Genomic DNA, 15,128 nt, shown 5'->3' on the forward strand with positions numbered 1-15,128 from the left:
CCCCGCAAGGCCATGACCCTGCACGAGAGCGAGAACAGATGAGCACCGCGCCGACAAGTCCCGACGACGCCCCCGATCCTTCGCTGCTGAGCGCCGAGGAGCGCTATTTCAACCGCGAGCTGTCGTGGCTCGAATTCAATGAGCGAGTGCTGGCCGAGGCGACCAACACCGCCTACCCCCTACTCGAACGTCTGCGCTTTCTCTCGATCTGCGGCAGCAACCTCGACGAGTTCACGATGATCCGGCTTGCCGGGCTTGTCGGGCAGGTGCGCACGGGCATTTCGGAAACCTCGATCGACGGGCGTACCGCCAGCCAGCAGATGGCCGCGATTACCGAGAAGATGCGCGCCATCGAAGGCCGTCAGCAAGTCGCGCTGACCGAGCTGCGCCCGCTGCTGGCCGCACAGGGCATTCACATCAAGGGCGGGGATCGCGCCGGCCCCAAGGCCGAACAATGGCTGGAACGCTATTTCATCGAGCACATCATCCCCGTGCTCACCCCGCAGGCGATTGATCCGGCGCACCCCTTCCCCTTCGTCTCCAACCTCGGCATCGGCGCGCTGTTCAATCTTGAGCGTTCGGTTGACGGCAGCCAGCTGATCGAGATGGTGCTGATCCCCTCGGCGCTCCCGCGCTTCGTGCGGGTGGACGACGAGGCGACCGATGGCGAGGCGGTCTATGTCGCTATCGAACGACTGGTGCTGCGCTTTGCCCACCTGCTGTTTCCCGGCTTCACCATCACAGGCCAGGGCGCCTTCCGCCTCCTGCGCGACAGCGATATCGAGATCGAGGAAGAGGCCGAAGACCTCGTGCGCTACTACCGCAGCGCGATCCAGCGGCGGCGGCGCGGGCAGGTCATCGCCATCGAGCTGGACGAAAATTTCGACCGCGCGGCCGAGGAGATGCTGCGCGACAAGCTTGGCCTCAAGCAGGCCTTCGTCACCAAGACGCTGGGTATGCTGGGCATTTCGGGCCTGTCCGACGTGGTGAGCGAGGACCGGCCCGACCTCAAGTTCACCCCCTATTCGCCGCGCTATCCCGAGCGGGTGATGGAACACGACGGCGACGTCTTCACCGCGATCAGCGAGAAAGACATCGTGATTCACCACCCTTACGAAAGCTTCGAGGTGGTGGTCGATTTCCTGCGCCAGGCCGCGCGCGATCCCAAGGTCATCTCGATCAAACAGGCGCTCTATCGCGCGGGCCAGCAATCGCCCGTCATCAACGCGCTGATCGAGGCAGCGGAGAACGGCAAGTCGGTCACCGCCGTTGTCGAGCTGAAGGCGCGTTTCGACGAGGAGCAGAACCTCAAATGGGCGACCGAGCTGGAGCGCGCGGGCGTGCAGGTGATCTACGGCTTCGTCGACTGGAAGACCCACGCCAAGATCAGCATGGTCGTGCGCGAGGAAGACAACGGCTACCGCACGTACTGCCACTTCGGCACCGGCAACTATCACCCGATCACCACCAAGATCTACACCGACCTTTCCTACTTCACCGCCGACCCGGCGCTGGGGCGCGATGCGGCCAAGCTGTTCAACTTCATCACCGGCTATGTCGAACCGCAGGCGATGGAGGCGCTGGCGATCTCGCCGCTGAACCTGCGCGAGCGGCTCAACCAGTGCATCGACCGCGAGATCGAATTTGCCCAGGCCGGCAAACCGGCCATGATCTGGGCGAAGATGAACTCGATCACCGAACAGGGCATCATCGACCGGCTTTACGAGGCGAGCCAGGCGGGCGTGCAGATCGTGCTGGTGGTGCGCGGCATCTGCTGCCTGCGCCCCGGCGTGCCCGGCCTGTCGGACAATATCACGGTCAAGTCGATCATCGGCCGCTTCCTCGAACACAGCCGGATCTGGGCCTTCGGAAACGGCGAGGCGCTGCCCTCGAACAAGGCGCTGATCTTCATCTCCAGCGCCGATGCGATGGACCGCAACCTCAACCGGCGGGTGGAAACACTGGTGCCGATTGCGAACCCAACGGTTCACGATCAGGTGCTTGACCAGGTGCTGCTGGCAAACCTGCTCGACACCGAACAAAGCTGGCTGCTCGATGGCGAAACCGGGGAATACGAGCGCGTGCAGATTGACGCAGACGAAGAGGATACCGACGGAAACGGCGTGCCCGGCTTCAACTGCCACGATTATTTCATGACCAATCCCTCGCTGTCGGGCCGCGGGGGCGCATTGAAGGAAAGTCTCGTGCCCAAGCTGACTCTGCGCAAGGGAGCAATATGATTTCGGCTTCGAAGCGTAGCTCCGGCATCACCGCGCCGGGGCCGGAACGCGCGGTGATCGATATCGGATCGAACACGGTGCGACTGGTGATCTACGGCGGACCGCGCCGTGCACCGATAATCTGGCTCAACGAGAAGGTGACCGCACGGCTCGGCCGCGATCTCGCCGAAACCGGCCGGATGCCCGACAAGGCGACTGACCTTGCCTTGGGCGGGCTGGCCCGGTTTGCCGCCATCCTGGAGGACATCGGCGTCACCCAGGTGGACGTGGTGGCCACAGCCGCCGTGCGCGATGCCGAGAACGGGCCGGAATTCGTCGAACAGGTCCGCAAGTTGGGCCTCGATGTCCGGGTCATCTCGGGCGAGGAAGAGGCCCGCACTGCCGCCATGGGTGTGATCGGTGCCTTTCCGCAGGCCGAAGGCGTGGTCGCCGATCTGGGCGGGGGCAGCCTCGAACTGATCGCCATTGCCAATGGCGAATGTTCGCACGAGGTCTCGCTGCCGCTGGGAACCCTGCGCCTGCCAGCTCTGCGCGAACAAGGCTCGGCAGCCTTCCGCAAGGTCATCGAAGACGAGCTGGCGAAGGCGCAGTGGGCCGGGGAGCAGAAAGGCCCGCTCTATCTTGTGGGCGGCACCTGGCGCGCGCTCGCCAAGTTCGCGATGAACGCTCAGGACTATCCGCTGTCCGATCCGCATGCCTACACGCTCTCCCCCAAGGAGGCAGACCACTTCGCCAAACAGGCCGCGCAGATGAGCGTCGAAGAGCTGGCCGCCATTCCCGGCGTCTCCTCCTCGCGCGCCACTGGGCTGGCCGATGCCTGCGCCATGCTGCGCCCGCTGATCGCCACGCTGAAGCCGCAGGCGCTGGTGTTCTCCTCGTGGGGCCTGCGCGAAGGGCTGCTGCACAGCCAGCTTGACGAACTCGAACGCGCGAAAGACCCGCTGCTTTCAGGCGTCGAGCATTTCACCCGTCCGCGCGGGGTCACCCCCACCCAGGCCACGCTGATCGCGGGATGGACCGCGGCAACAGCGCGCGGCGGCGTCAACGACGACGAACGGCTGCGCGTGGCGGCAACCATGCTGGCGCTGGCGGCTGCTCAGATCGAGCCGAACATGCGGCTTGCCCACTGCACCGACTGGGCGCTGCACAAGCGCTGGCTGGGTCTCGATCATCGCGGGCGCGCGCTGATCGCTGCCGCGCTGCGCGGGGCCTGCGGCAAGCCCGAACCGACCGCCCTGCTCAAGGAACTGGCCAGCAGCGAAGATCTGCGCCGTGCCTCGGGTTGGGGCCTCGCTATCCGGCTGTGCCGACGCCTGGGGGCCGGATCGCGCCTTTCGCTGCTCACCAGCAAACTCACCCGCGAGGACGATTTGTTGACGCTCTGGATCGACCCTGCGCGCGAGCAACTGCGTTCGGGAAGCGTCGAGAGCGACCTTAAGTCGCTGGCGCGCTGGCTCGACCTAGAATGGCGCATGGAGTAGCCATTCTTGACAGTTTAGTGACAATCTAACGGCCAGACTTGCCCTTCTTACCCAACCCAGCGCACACAGCGGGAAAGAGATTGGAGGCGAGCCCAGCCATGGTCGCAAAGCAGGCACCCACCGCCCAGGAGGCGGCGAACGAAAACGGTAATCCCGATCAGGATGCCCTAGGGCTGACGGCGCTGGCCGAAGGCGTACTCGCGCGCGACTTCCGCCCCCGCGTGGCGAGCGTAAGGCGCCTGGCCGAGGCGGTTCTGGCGATGCAGCGGGAGAAAACGGAGCTGAAAAAAGCGCCCAGGAAAGCTGCCAAGTCAACCACCAAGGCCGCCAGCGGCAAGTCCGCCAAAAAAAGTGGCAAAAAGAAGCGGAAGCTGGCGAAGATCCCCGGTCAGAACAAGAAGTAGCCGCTCCCTAGAACGGATCCTTCGTCTGCTCGTCGAAAGTGCGCGTGTCAGCCGGAGGGCTACGATAGGGCGGGCGCTGGCGCATGGAGAGGTCGCCCTTCCAGGGCACCTGATCGACCTCGGTCCAGGCATTGACGTGCAGGCGATAGAACTTCCACCGTCCGTTTCGCTTCACCAGCCGATCATCGCGCGTGCCGATGCCAAATACGAAGTTGGTGCGATAGTCGGCGTTCCACTGGATGATCTGGAAGAAGCAGCGCACCCGTGCGCCTTCGGGCCTGGGGTCCATGATGAAGTGGTTCATCAGGTGCTGGCGTCCGAACCACCAGTGCTGGCGGTCGTTCCACAGGCTGCGCAGATTGGCGCGGATCCCCTCATGGCCCTGCACCTTGCCCTGCCACAGATGGTCGAATTCGGCATCCTCGGCGAAGGTGGCAATCGCCTGTTCCTCGTCGGCCAGATCGATGCCCCAGGCATAACGGGCGAACAGCTCCTCGATCTCGGCGCGGTCGGCCACCGGCATGATTTCCGGCACGCCGTCAGGCCAGCAGGTCTCGGTCATTTCGCTTTTCTCCCCTTATTCCGGACTTGAAAACTGCTTATATAGAGTAAGTGTAGCGAGAAGGGCGAAAAGCCCAAGTGGGAGACGATGCGGTGCCGGAAATTTTCCATCTCTACGACAGCTTCGGCCTTCAGAAGCGTCCGACCATGCGGTTCGAAGCCGACGTGTTCGAATGCGAGGTCGAGGGCGAAATCCCGGCCGAGCTGGAGGGCAGCTATGTCCGCACCGGAGGCGATCGGCAGTATCCCAGCCTTGAGGATGACATCATCCTCAACGGCGATGGGCTCGTGTCGAGCTTCCGGTTCGAGAACGGCCACGTCAGCTTCCGCAGCCGCTACGTCCAGACCGAGCGGCTCAAGGCCGAGCGAGAGGCGCGGCGGCGGCTCTATGGCCACTACCGCAACCGTCATACCGACGATCCAAGTGTCTCGAATTTGCCCCAGCGCGACAACACCGGCAACACCTATGCCTTCGCTCACCATGGCGAGCTGTTCATGCTGCGCGAGGATTCGCGGCCTTACCGGGTCGATCCCGAAACGCTGGAAACACTTGGCGAGGGCCAGTGGGGAGATCTTCGCAGCACCGCGCTCACTGCCCATCCCAAGATCGACCCTGAGACGGGCGAATGGTGGAGTTACGGCGTCTTCGCGGGCGGAGAGCCCACCACCGATGCCTCACTCCACGTGTTCGATAAGCAGGGCAAGCTCGTGCGCGAGCAGTGGTTCCACACCCCATTCCCCGGCCTCAGCCACGACTGGGGTGTGACCCGCGAGCACCTCGTATTCCCGATCATGCCGCTCACCGCCAGCGAGGCGCGGCTGCGCGAGGGCGGCCAATATTATCAGTACGATCCCGATCTCCCGTCGGCCTGGGGCATCATGCCGCGCGATGGCGATCCGGCGACCGACATGCGCTGGTTCGACGTGCCCGGCCTCGTGCTCGGTCACATCATGAATGCCTATACCGATGGCGATAAGGTGGTGGTGGACACGCCCTGTTCGCCGGGTAACTGCTTCAGCTTCTTCCGCGACAAGGACGGCAATCAGCCGACCATGCCCGAGACGATAACCCAGCTCACCCGCATCACCTTCGACCTTTCGAAGCCCAAGGCGGAGGCTGTCACGCTGGAGCCGGTTGACAGTGCGCTGGGCGACATGCCCCGGATCGACGACCGCTTTGCCATGAGCAAGTACCGGACTGGCTACTTCTCGCTGCGCGCCTTCCCCGAGATGGGCGTGGGGCAGGTCGATTGGGACACCGGCGAACTCACAGTTCATTCGCTAACCGGTGCCGCCGCGCAGGAGCCGCTGTTCGTGCCGCGCAGCGCCGACAGCGAGGAGGGCGACGGCTTCGTCCTTGTCGTGGTCGATCGGCTCGAGGAACGCCGCGCCGAGCTGCTGATCCTCGACGGGCGCGATGTCAGCCGCCCGCCTCTCGCCACGGTGAAGCTGCCGTTCGGGCTGCCGATGGCCTTCCACGGGAGCTGGATTCCTGCATGACACTCGCGCTCATACGACAACTCCCGCTCATTTCCTGCCAACAGGCAGGAGCTGAGCGGGAGCTTTCGTCAGGCCGCGCTGGGCAACCTTCAATCAGAAAGAAGCTTAGTTTTCGCCGGGGGCCCCCGCGTCAGCTTCCTCGACTTCGATCTGGGGTACTTCGATCGTCTCTTCTTCCGAGGTGACGTTTACATCAGGCGTGTCGACGTCATATTCGGGCAGGTTTCCGCCCTCAACTTCGACGTCGGGCATATCGCCTTCTTCCGTCTGCTCGACATCGCAGGCGGCGAGGCCCATCGCGGCGGTGCTCACAAGGGCAAGGCTCATCAGTTTACGCATCGGTCACTCCTTTGTTTCGTGGATTAACCCGCTTGAGGCCCGATTGGTTCCCGGCCTCGTATCACCCCGCAACCCGCGCCACGAACGCGGCTAGCATCCGCTCGACCTCGATCTGGTCGCTGCCGACCGAAAGTGCCGGGCTGAGGTGGTTGTGACCCGCCAAGTAGTGCATCTCGGGATAGCGTCCGCGCACGGCATACCATTGCTCGACCAGCTGGGCGGCCTGCTGCTGGAAGTCGTCGGGGTCGAACTCGGCGACCGAGAACTGGACGGGCACTTCGGTCTTCAGCAGACCGGGCATGCACGAAGCCATGCCCCACTGGCGCCGGTCGGTGCCGTAGTAGGCCTCGGCCGAGGCGTTGGGCGCGCAGGTGTGCGTATCGTAGATGCCGCTCATCAGGACCGCCCCGCCGATGCCTTCCGCATGGTCGGCCCGGTGCGCGAGATAGCCCGCCACATGGACCGCCCCCGCCGACTGACCCGACAGCACGATCCTGCCCGGATCGCCGCCATGCTCCGCCACGTTCTGCCTCAGCCAATCGACCGCCATGGCCATGTCGTCAGGGCCCGAGGGGAAGCGGTGCTCGGGCGCAAGGCGGTAGGTCAGCGTGACGCCGACCATGCCGTGCCGTGCCGCAAAGTCGCCCATGTTCGAGCAGAACGGCGACCCTTCGGTGTGCTTGTCGCCCATCAGGAAGCCGCCACCATGGACGAACACGAAGACCGGCGCGCCCTTGGGATCGCCTTGCCGGAACAGGTCGAGCCGGTGGCGCGGGTCCTGCCCGTAGGAGATGTCTCTCAAAACCTGCGTGTCGGACGATAGCCCCCGGTTCATGCCGGCCAACAAGCCAATCGAACCCTGCACCATCTCAGGGCTGAGGTCATTGCCTAGCGCGGCCAGCTTAGCGCGGATTGCGGGGGTCATGTATCATTCTCCATCAGCAGGACCGGCTTGATCACCCTGCCCGCTTGGGCATCGGCAAAGGCGCGGTCGATTTCGGCGAAGGGGTAGTACGCGATCATCCGGTCGAACGGGAGGCGGCCCTGCCGCCAGTAGTCGGCCAGCAGGGGGAGGAAGGTCTGCGGGTTGGCATCGCCGCCGAGAATGCCGCGCAGCTGCTTGCCGCCTGCGAGCATCCCGAACATCTTGGGATCGAAACCCCCGAGCGGCGCAGCCACGAAGCCCGCCGTGCCGTTCATCGCCAGCGCATCCAGCGCGAGCTGGTGAACTGCGACCACGTTGGTGGTGTTGAAGGTGAAGTCCATGCCGCGCCCGGTGATCGCGCGCAGCTTCTCCCCAAGGCCATCCTCGTCGCCGCGGAGGGTGTCGGTCGCGCCGAACTCGCGCGCCAGTTCGAGCCGCTCGTCGGAGAGGTCGACTGCAACGATCCGCCGCGCGCCCACCAGCTTGGCTGCCATCACGGCGGAGAGGCCCACCGCCCCGGTGCCGAGCACGGCGATGCTGTCACCAAAGCCCACCTTCAGCGCTTCGACCACCCCGCCCGCGCCGGTCACCACGCCGCAACCGAGCGGGCCGAGCTTCTCCAGCGGCAAGTCTTTCGGCATCTTGACCGCTGTTCGTTGCGGCACGATTGCGTGGGTGGCGAAGCTCGATTGACCGAAGAAGTGCGAGTGGATCGCCCCATCGCTGCCGCACAGCGCCGTGCTGCCATCGAGCCGTTTACCGCCGAAGCACAGCGGCATCGCGAGATCGCAATAGGTCGGCCTGCCAGCAAGGCAGCTGGGGCATGTGCCGCAAGAGCTGCCCGACAGCACCACATGATCGCCTACCGCGAAGCCGCTGACACCCTCACCCAGTTCCTCGACCACGCCCGCTCCCTCGTGGCCGAGCACGATCGGTTGCGGGGCGTGGCGGCCGGGGTGTTCGTGCAGGTCGGTGTGACAGATGCCGGTCGCGACCAGCCGCACGCGCATCTCGCCAGCGCGCGGGGCTTCCTGTTCGAGGTCGACCAGGTGCGGCGCTTCGCCTCCCTGGCCGGACAGGGCTGCGGTGATCTTCATGAGGCTACCTTCGGGTTAGCGGGCAAGGTGTGACAGGTGTGACAGTGTCCTGAGGGGGAAATCCTGTGGGATGATCGGGGCGAGGCCATGCGTGCAGCATGGGACAGCGCCGCGGCTGTAGGAAAGACATTTGCCCCTTCGTCGCCCCGGCCTCCGAGCCGGGGCCGGGCTTGTTTCGTGCCAGCAGGGAGGGAGCCCGGCCCCGGATCAAGTCCGGGGCGACGTGGGGACTGCACCATCACTTATCATCGCCCAGATGATGATCGTTGCGGATATCGGCCACCTCGCCGGTCTGCGTCAGCAGGCTTTTGCGGCGCAGGAAACGGCGCAGGCTTTCCGGCCCGATCCTTGGCGCGCCATAGCCCGACCAGCCGAAACTGTCGGTGCCGAAGGTGCGCAACTTGGCGAAGGTGAGGAAGGTATCCTGCAGGAAGATCCCGCCCGCGTTCAACCGCCGCCCGATCGCCTCGGCCTCATCGGCGGTCCCGGCGATCACACTCGCGGTGAGGCCGAACTGCGTATCGTTGGCAAGGCGCACCGCTTCGTCCTCATCGTCATAGGCCATCACCGGCAAACAGGGGCCGAAGGTCTCGTCCTGCATGATCAGCATCGTGTGATCGACATTGGTGAGGATGGTCGGGCGCAGATAAAGCCCGCCGTCGATATCCTCCAAGGTGCCGCCGCTGCGCAGCACCGCCCCCTTGCGCACGGCATCGCTGATATGGCGCGCAACGATGGCGCCCTGCGGCGGATGGGTGAACGGCCCGATATGTCCGGCGCGGGGATTGTCGGCATTGAGCCGCACCTCGGCCGCCCTCTCCACCAGCAGCGCGACGAAATCGTCGTGGATCGAGCGATGAACATAGACACGCTCGACCGAATAGCAGACCTGCCCGGTGGCATAGACCGCTCCGCGCAGGACTGCCGTGGCCGCGCGTTCGAGATCGGCGCTGGCGGTGACGATGCAGGGGTCTTTCCCGCCCAGTTCGAGGTTGCACGGGATCAACCGCTCGGCACAGGCGACCGCGACCTTGCGGCCGGTCGGCACCGAGCCGGTGAAACAGATCGTATCGGCCTCCTCGATCACCGCCTGCCCCACTTCGCCGGGCCCGGTCACGTAGTCGAACACGCCTGCCAGCTCGGGCACCTGCCGCACGGTTTCGAACAGCGCCTCGATCACGCGCGGGGTCACTTCGCTTGGCTTCAGGAGCACGGCGGACCCGGCGAACAGCGCGGGCACCGCATCGAGCAAGGCCAGCATCAGCGGCGCGTTCCACGGCGAGATCACGCCGGTAAGCGGATAGGCGACGAGTTGCGATTGCACCCGCACGCTTGGCATCGAGCTGCTCATCGCGTCATAGTCGAGCGCGGCGAAGGCCTTGGGCGCATCCTCCAGCCAGCCCCCAATGTTCCCCATCGTAATGAAGCCTTGCAGGTAACTGGTGTGGCAGCCGCCGGTGTCGTGCGCGTCGGCCTCGCCGATGGCCACGGCCTGCGCTTTCACCGCGCCAAGCCAGCGCGCCATCACGCCGCAGCGCCCCTCGACGCCCAGCGCCTCCCACGCAGGCTGGTTGGCGCGCAGGCTGCCGGCTTTTTCCGCCACCTCCGCGCGCGAAGACACCGCGATCTTGTGATCGACCTTCCCGCTGCGCGGATTGCGCACGGCGAGCATCTGTGGCGCTGTTGCCATTCGTCTCTCCCTTTGGCGGCGCCAAGCTAGCGCCGCCGCAGCGGATCACAACAGCAATCGTTCCTCTTTGGAACTACATCCGCATCAGAATCCGTAGCGCAGGCCGATCCAGAACGTCTGCGGCGCTCCGAGGTCGATGGTGCCGCCGCGATTGAAGGTGACGACCTCCTCGTCGAACAGGTTTTCCACCCGGCCCACCACGGAAAGATCGCCGATCAGGGGCATCTGCCCGAACAGATCGAGGGTGGTCGCGGCCGGCAGCACGTCGATCTCCTGATCGTCTTCGAACTGGTCCGCCGTATGGCGCAGCGTGGCGGCGAGGATGGCCCCCCCGACCGGACGCCAGCTCAACGTGGCGCTGGCGGCCCATTCTGGCGTCTGCGCCGGACGCAGCCCGTCGAGCATTGCGGCATCGCCGGAGGCGCGCGCTTCGGCGTCGGTATAGGTCAGCGTCCCATCGAAGCTGACCTGGCCCAGCTTCAGCTGCGAGGCGAACTCCAGCCCGCGCGTTTCGATCGCGTCGAGATTCTGCCGCTGGTTGAGGTTGGTGTCGATGGTGACGTTGGTGATCGCGTTCTCGACCTCGTTGTCGAAAGCCGTGAGCGACAGGCGTGCGCCGGGCATCGGCACCAAGTCGATCCCCACCTCGTATCCTTCGAGCCGCTCGACATCGAGGTTTTCGTTGGCAAGGTAGCTTGCGGGAAAGATCTGATAGGGACGATAAAGCTCGTTGAGGGTCGGCTGGCGCAGACCTGTGTAGGTCGCCGCGCGCAGGCGCAGCGCCTCGCTCGCCGCGAACAGCGCGCCGACACGATAGGAGGCATACCATTCGCCGCGATCGGCGAAGTTGGTGCGGCCATCGGCCTCGGTCTCGAAATAGCCGTTGCGGATCGAGGAGCGGTCGGCGCGCAGGCCGCCGGTCAGCGTGAGCCGTTCGGTAAGACGCCAGTCATCCTCGACAAAGACGCCGAAATCGCTGTTGACACCGCCCGCGCGGCGCACGCCGGAAAAGGCATTCACTTCCAGCAGGTCGCCCTCAGCGCTGCGATAGTCCACGCCAAGGCGCAGCGTGTGGTCCGCCCCCACGGGCGGGCGCACTTCGAGCTTGCCGCCAATGCCGGTGGAAGGCGTATCGCGCTGGTCGAGCACAGGATTGAAGCTGCTCGACGAGATTACGATATTCGTGAAGTTGCGCCACTGGGCGTAGGCGATGGCATCGACCTGCCACGGCCCCCGGCTTACCACGCGCGCGCTCAGGTCTTGCCCCTCGTTGGTGTTGTCCGCCCCGGCCAGGCGGAACGTGCGCTTGTCGTCATAAGCAAGGCTGCGCAGCTGCACTTCGAGATTGTCGCCAAGCGGCTGCACCAGCCGCCCGCTGATCGACCAGCTTTCGAACTTGGCGCGCACCGAGGCATCGACGCGCTGATCCTCGGGCGTGGTGTAGAAACCCTTGCCGCGATCCCAACGCCCGCTAACCACGGCGAAGCCCTTGCCAACCTCAGGCGCGGCAGTGGCGGAAACCTGCGTCTCGCCGCGGTCGTTCACCAGCGCTTGCCCGTTGAACAGACCGAGTGTTTGCGGGTTGCCGCTTTCCATTTCGATCGTGCCTGCGAGCGCGCCCGCGCCGAACGGACCGGACCCGCCGCCGCGCGTCACGTGGATGCTCTCGAGCCGCTCGGGCGCGACAGCGTTAAGCGGAATGTACCCGAAGAACGGATCGGTCAGCGGCACGCCATCGAGCAGCACCAGCGCGCGGCTGGTCGCGTTGCCGCCCAGTGCACGCAGGCTCGCACCCTGCGTGGTCGGGTTGGCGGCCCGGCTGTCTGACCGGCGATAGAGCTGGAACCCGGCAATGTTGGCCAGAACGTCCTCAATCCGGCCCGAGCTGCTGGAGACGACCTGATCGCGTTCGATCGTAAGCGTCGAATAGGCCGGTTCGGCAGGCGTATCGGGCAAGCCTTCGCCCAGCACGATGATCACATCGGTGTCAGCGTCGACATCGGCCTGCGCCAGGGCGGGGACCGAGATACAGGCGGCAGCGCTGGCGAACAGCAAGGTTTTCATGGGGCAACAACTCGTCAAATTGATTTTGTCCGGAAAGCGCCTTAGCGGCTCGGGCTTGTGGCGTCACCCCGTCAATGGCAGGATGACGGGCAAGGGAGAGAATAATGCAAAAAGTGTTTATCGCCAGTGCCCTTGCGCTGGCGGTCATTTGCGCCACAGCGCATGCCCAAGAGCCCGCCCAAACTCCGGAGACCCGAATGACCGCCACCGCGCCGGCCGTTGCCGAAGACCACGAAGCCCTGCTCGCCAGCGACGATCCCCAGCTCGCGGCAAACAAGCGGCTGGTTTACGACATGTACCGGATCGTGCTGCAGGGCGGCTATGCCGACCGCGCGGGCGATTTCATCCGCGAGGATTATGTCCAGCACAACCCCAATGCCGCACAGGGGCTGGCGGGGATCGAGGACTATATTCGCTCCACCCGGCCCGAGCGCCCCCTCGAAGACAAGATCGAGCTGCCGCTAATCAACCTCGTGGCCGAGGGTGACTATGTGATCACCTCCTTCGTGCGCCGCGAAGTCGATGCCGAGGGCCAGACCTATTACACCACCTGGTTCGACATGTTCCGCATCGAGGATGGCAAGATCGCCGAGCACTGGGACCCGATGACCCGCAACGATGCGAAGATCGATCCCAACTCGCAACGGCTGGACGACTGATGCGGCTGGCCGGTCGGGCCGCGCTGGCGGGGGCCGTGATCGCCCTCGCCATGACGCAGGCCGCCGGGCAAACCGTGACGGGCTATACCCCCGTCACCGATGCCCAGATTCAGCAACCCGACCCGGCCGAATGGCTGAGCTGGCGGCGCACGCTCGACAGCTGGGGCTATTCCCCGCTGGGCGAGATCGACCGCAACAGCGTGAGCGGCTTGCGCCTGGTTTGGGCACGCCCGCTGCCGCCCGGTCATCAGGAGGGCACGGCCCTCATGCACGATGGCACGATCTTCTTCTCCGGCCCCGCCGACACCATCGAGGCAATCGACGCGCGCTCGGGCCAGATGATCTGGCAGTACAAACGCCAGCTGCCCGAGGACATTGGCGACTATCTGCCCGTCTACGACACCACCCGCAATGTGGCGCTTTATGGCAACCTCGTGATAGGCAATTCGGCTGACGACTATGTCTATGCCCTCGATGCCCGCACCGGCGAACTGGTGTGGGAAACCAAGGTGCTCGACTACCGCACAGGGGCGAAGCAATCGAGCGGCCCGATCATCGCCGAAGGTTTGGCGATAACGGGGAGAAGCTGCGAGCCGGAAGGCGGCCCGGCGGCCTGTGTTATCACCGCGCACGATGCCGAAACGGGCAAGCTCGTCTGGTCGACCCCGATCATCGCGCAAGGCGACGATCCGAACGATGCAACATGGGGCGGCGTGCCCCTGGAAGACCGGCAGCAGGTCGGCGCGTGGATGCTGGCGAGCTACGATCCCGAGCTTGGCCTTATCTACATGGGCACCTCGGTCAGCGCACCCGCGCCCAAGATCTCGCTGGCGGGCAACGATTACAGCTACCTCTACCACAACTCGACGCTCGCGCTGGATGTGACAACCGGCGAAATCCGCTGGCATTATCAGCACCTCGTCGACCAGTGGGACATGGACCACACCTTCCCCCGGATGCTGGTCGATCAGCGGGCCATGCCCGACCCTGCCGAGGTGGCATGGATGGCACCCGATCTCGAACCGGGCCGCACCTACAAGACGCTGACAGGCGTTCCGGGCAAGACCGGCGTCGTCTACACTCTGGATCGGGAGAGCGGCAAATTCCTCTGGGCGAGACCGACCGTACGCCAGAACTTCGTCGAGAGCATCGACGGCGCTTCGGGCCGGGTCACGGTGAACCCGGCCTCGGTGCCGACGGAATATGGCCGCAGCTACGATATCTGCCCCGGCCCCACCGGCGGCGCAAACTATCCGGCAGGCTCCTATTCGCCGCTCACCACGAGCCTGTTCATGCCGATGCAGGCTACCTGCGCGCAAATGATCGCGCTCGATCCGTCGCAGGGTGACGTGGGCACCTATGGCGTGAGCAACCGGATTGCGATCGCCCCCGAGGCCGAAGGGATGCTTGGCGTTCTCTATGCGCTAGACACGGTGACGGGACGCACCCGCTGGGTGCACCGCCAGCGCGCCGGGATGCAAAGCGTGATCGCCACCGGGGGCGGCCTGGTGTTCGCGGGCGATGCGGGCGGATGGCTCAAAGCCTTCGATCAGGCGACGGGCGAAGTGCTGTGGCAGATGAATCTCGGCTCCAGCATCACCGGCTACCCCAGTACCTTCATGGTGGGCGGGCATCAGTATCTCGCCGTCTCAACCGGGCTGTGGCTATCCGATTCCTTTACCCCAGAACTGACGCACGGCAGCCAGAACACATTGTTCGTATTTGCCCTGCCCGAGGCGGGGATTGGCGCGGAGGGGCCGGAGCGGGCCTTCGTAGCGGCGCGCGGGGCGGCCGGGTTCGAAAGCCCCGATCTTGCCAATGCGAACTTCGCCCGCAACACAAGCGAAGGGGTGTTCTCCGCCGCACAGGCTGAGGCTGGAAGGCAAGTCTATCAGCAGAGCTGTGCGGCTTGCCATGGCAGCAACCTTGCGGGCTCGGGCGGAGTGCCGCCAGTGGCGGGTGCCGCGTTCAAGGCCAAGTGGCAAGGGCGCAGCGTGGGTGACCTCTACACCTATACCAGCGAGATGATGCCGGTTGGCGCAGGCCATACCTTAGGCGCGGCGAACTATCTGGCGGTGACAGCCTATCTGCTGGAGGCCAATGGCTATCCGGCGGGTGCTCCGCTCGACACGGATGAGGGGCTGCTCAGGGCTATCGGGATCGACTAA

The 15,128-nt window shown here is 65.1% G+C and carries 12 protein-coding genes; 6 read left to right on the top strand and 6 right to left on the bottom strand.

Translation table 11 applies throughout. The annotated features are described in order from the left end of the window. Positions 1–38: 38 nt before the first annotated feature. From E0473_RS06750 to E0473_RS06760, 3 genes are all read left to right on the top strand, one after another. Positions 39–2,240 (top strand): RNA degradosome polyphosphate kinase, encoded by a 2,202-nt coding sequence (locus E0473_RS06750; protein WP_137680133.1) that lies wholly within the window; start codon positions 39–41, stop codon positions 2,238–2,240. Beyond that, positions 2,237–3,721 (top strand): Ppx/GppA family phosphatase, encoded by a 1,485-nt coding sequence (locus E0473_RS06755; RefSeq protein WP_137680134.1) that lies wholly within the window; start codon positions 2,237–2,239, stop codon positions 3,719–3,721. The genes E0473_RS06750 and E0473_RS06755 overlap by 4 nt, the downstream gene beginning before the upstream one ends. Before the next feature lie 98 nt (positions 3,722–3,819). After that, on the top strand, positions 3,820–4,125 hold the full coding sequence (locus tag E0473_RS06760; protein WP_137680135.1) for a hypothetical protein: 306 nt from the start codon (positions 3,820–3,822) through the stop codon (positions 4,123–4,125). A 7-nt stretch (positions 4,126–4,132) separates the two neighbouring features. On the opposite strand, the gene E0473_RS06765 is transcribed toward E0473_RS06760, so the two are convergent. After that, positions 4,133–4,687, bottom strand: a complete 555-nt coding sequence (locus E0473_RS06765) for a nuclear transport factor 2 family protein (protein ID WP_137680136.1) — start codon at positions 4,685–4,687, stop codon at positions 4,133–4,135. A 77-nt stretch (positions 4,688–4,764) separates the two neighbouring features. Between E0473_RS06765 and E0473_RS06770 the strand changes: the two genes are divergently transcribed. After that, positions 4,765–6,186, top strand: coding sequence for a carotenoid oxygenase family protein (locus E0473_RS06770; RefSeq protein WP_137680137.1), 1,422 nt, complete (start codon positions 4,765–4,767; stop codon positions 6,184–6,186). A 105-nt stretch (positions 6,187–6,291) separates the two neighbouring features. Here the strand turns inward: E0473_RS06770 and E0473_RS06775 are convergent, their stop codons facing one another. The 5 genes from E0473_RS06775 to E0473_RS06795 form a co-directional block, all read right to left on the bottom strand. Next, positions 6,292–6,525 carry a hypothetical protein gene (locus tag E0473_RS06775; RefSeq protein ID WP_137680138.1) on the bottom strand — a complete coding sequence of 78 codons (234 nt, stop codon included), beginning with the start codon at positions 6,523–6,525 and terminating at the stop codon, positions 6,292–6,294. A 61-nt stretch (positions 6,526–6,586) separates the two neighbouring features. Continuing rightward, on the bottom strand, positions 6,587–7,450 hold the full coding sequence (locus E0473_RS06780) for an alpha/beta hydrolase (protein ID WP_137680139.1): 864 nt from the start codon (positions 7,448–7,450) through the stop codon (positions 6,587–6,589). Further along, positions 7,447–8,547 carry an NAD(P)-dependent alcohol dehydrogenase gene (locus tag E0473_RS06785; protein ID WP_137680140.1) on the bottom strand — a complete coding sequence of 367 codons (1,101 nt, stop codon included), beginning with the start codon at positions 8,545–8,547 and terminating at the stop codon, positions 7,447–7,449. Before E0473_RS06785 ends, E0473_RS06780 begins: the two co-directional genes overlap by 4 nt. A gap of 238 nt (positions 8,548–8,785) precedes the next feature. After that, on the bottom strand, positions 8,786–10,237 hold the full coding sequence (locus E0473_RS06790; RefSeq protein ID WP_137680141.1) for an aldehyde dehydrogenase family protein: 1,452 nt from the start codon (positions 10,235–10,237) through the stop codon (positions 8,786–8,788). 84 nt (positions 10,238–10,321) lie between these two features. After that, the gene (locus E0473_RS06795) at positions 10,322–12,301 is read right to left on the bottom strand and encodes a TonB-dependent receptor plug domain-containing protein (RefSeq protein WP_137680142.1); all 1,980 of its coding nucleotides are present in this window, start codon (positions 12,299–12,301) and stop codon (positions 10,322–10,324) included. Between the two features lie 197 nt (positions 12,302–12,498). Here E0473_RS06795 and E0473_RS06800 point away from each other — a divergent pair, with 197 nt between their 5' ends. Both E0473_RS06800 and E0473_RS06805 read left to right on the top strand, forming a co-directional pair. Beyond that, positions 12,499–12,960 (top strand): nuclear transport factor 2 family protein, encoded by a 462-nt coding sequence (locus tag E0473_RS06800; protein WP_241657382.1) that lies wholly within the window; start codon positions 12,499–12,501, stop codon positions 12,958–12,960. Next, on the top strand, positions 12,960–15,128 hold the full coding sequence (locus E0473_RS06805) for an outer membrane protein assembly factor BamB family protein (RefSeq protein WP_137680144.1): 2,169 nt from the start codon (positions 12,960–12,962) through the stop codon (positions 15,126–15,128). Before E0473_RS06800 ends, E0473_RS06805 begins: the two co-directional genes overlap by 1 nt.

This window comes from Aurantiacibacter suaedae (assembly GCF_005434915.1).
GTDB lineage: Bacteria > Pseudomonadota > Alphaproteobacteria > Sphingomonadales > Sphingomonadaceae > Alteraurantiacibacter > Alteraurantiacibacter suaedae.

Excerpts from the sequence above, each read along its gene's own strand:
- E0473_RS06790 (WP_137680141.1), bottom strand. The coding sequence starts at position 10,237 with ATGGCAACAGCGCCACAGATGCTCGCCGTGCGCAATCCGCGCAGCGGG.
- E0473_RS06800 (WP_241657382.1), top strand. The coding sequence starts at position 12,499 with ATGACCGCCACCGCGCCGGCCGTTGCCGAAGACCACGAAGCCCTGCTC.
- E0473_RS06780 (WP_137680139.1), bottom strand. The coding sequence starts at position 7,450 with ATGACCCCCGCAATCCGCGCTAAGCTGGCCGCGCTAGGCAATGACCTC.
- E0473_RS06765 (WP_137680136.1), bottom strand. The coding sequence starts at position 4,687 with ATGACCGAGACCTGCTGGCCTGACGGCGTGCCGGAAATCATGCCGGTG.
- E0473_RS06750 (WP_137680133.1), top strand. The coding sequence starts at position 39 with ATGAGCACCGCGCCGACAAGTCCCGACGACGCCCCCGATCCTTCGCTG.
- E0473_RS06775 (WP_137680138.1), bottom strand. The coding sequence starts at position 6,525 with ATGCGTAAACTGATGAGCCTTGCCCTTGTGAGCACCGCCGCGATGGGC.
- E0473_RS06755 (WP_137680134.1), top strand. The coding sequence starts at position 2,237 with ATGATTTCGGCTTCGAAGCGTAGCTCCGGCATCACCGCGCCGGGGCCG.
- E0473_RS06805 (WP_137680144.1), top strand. The coding sequence starts at position 12,960 with ATGCGGCTGGCCGGTCGGGCCGCGCTGGCGGGGGCCGTGATCGCCCTC.
- E0473_RS06760 (WP_137680135.1), top strand. The coding sequence starts at position 3,820 with ATGGTCGCAAAGCAGGCACCCACCGCCCAGGAGGCGGCGAACGAAAAC.
- E0473_RS06785 (WP_137680140.1), bottom strand. The coding sequence starts at position 8,547 with ATGAAGATCACCGCAGCCCTGTCCGGCCAGGGAGGCGAAGCGCCGCAC.
- E0473_RS06795 (WP_137680142.1), bottom strand. The coding sequence starts at position 12,301 with ATGAAAACCTTGCTGTTCGCCAGCGCTGCCGCCTGTATCTCGGTCCCC.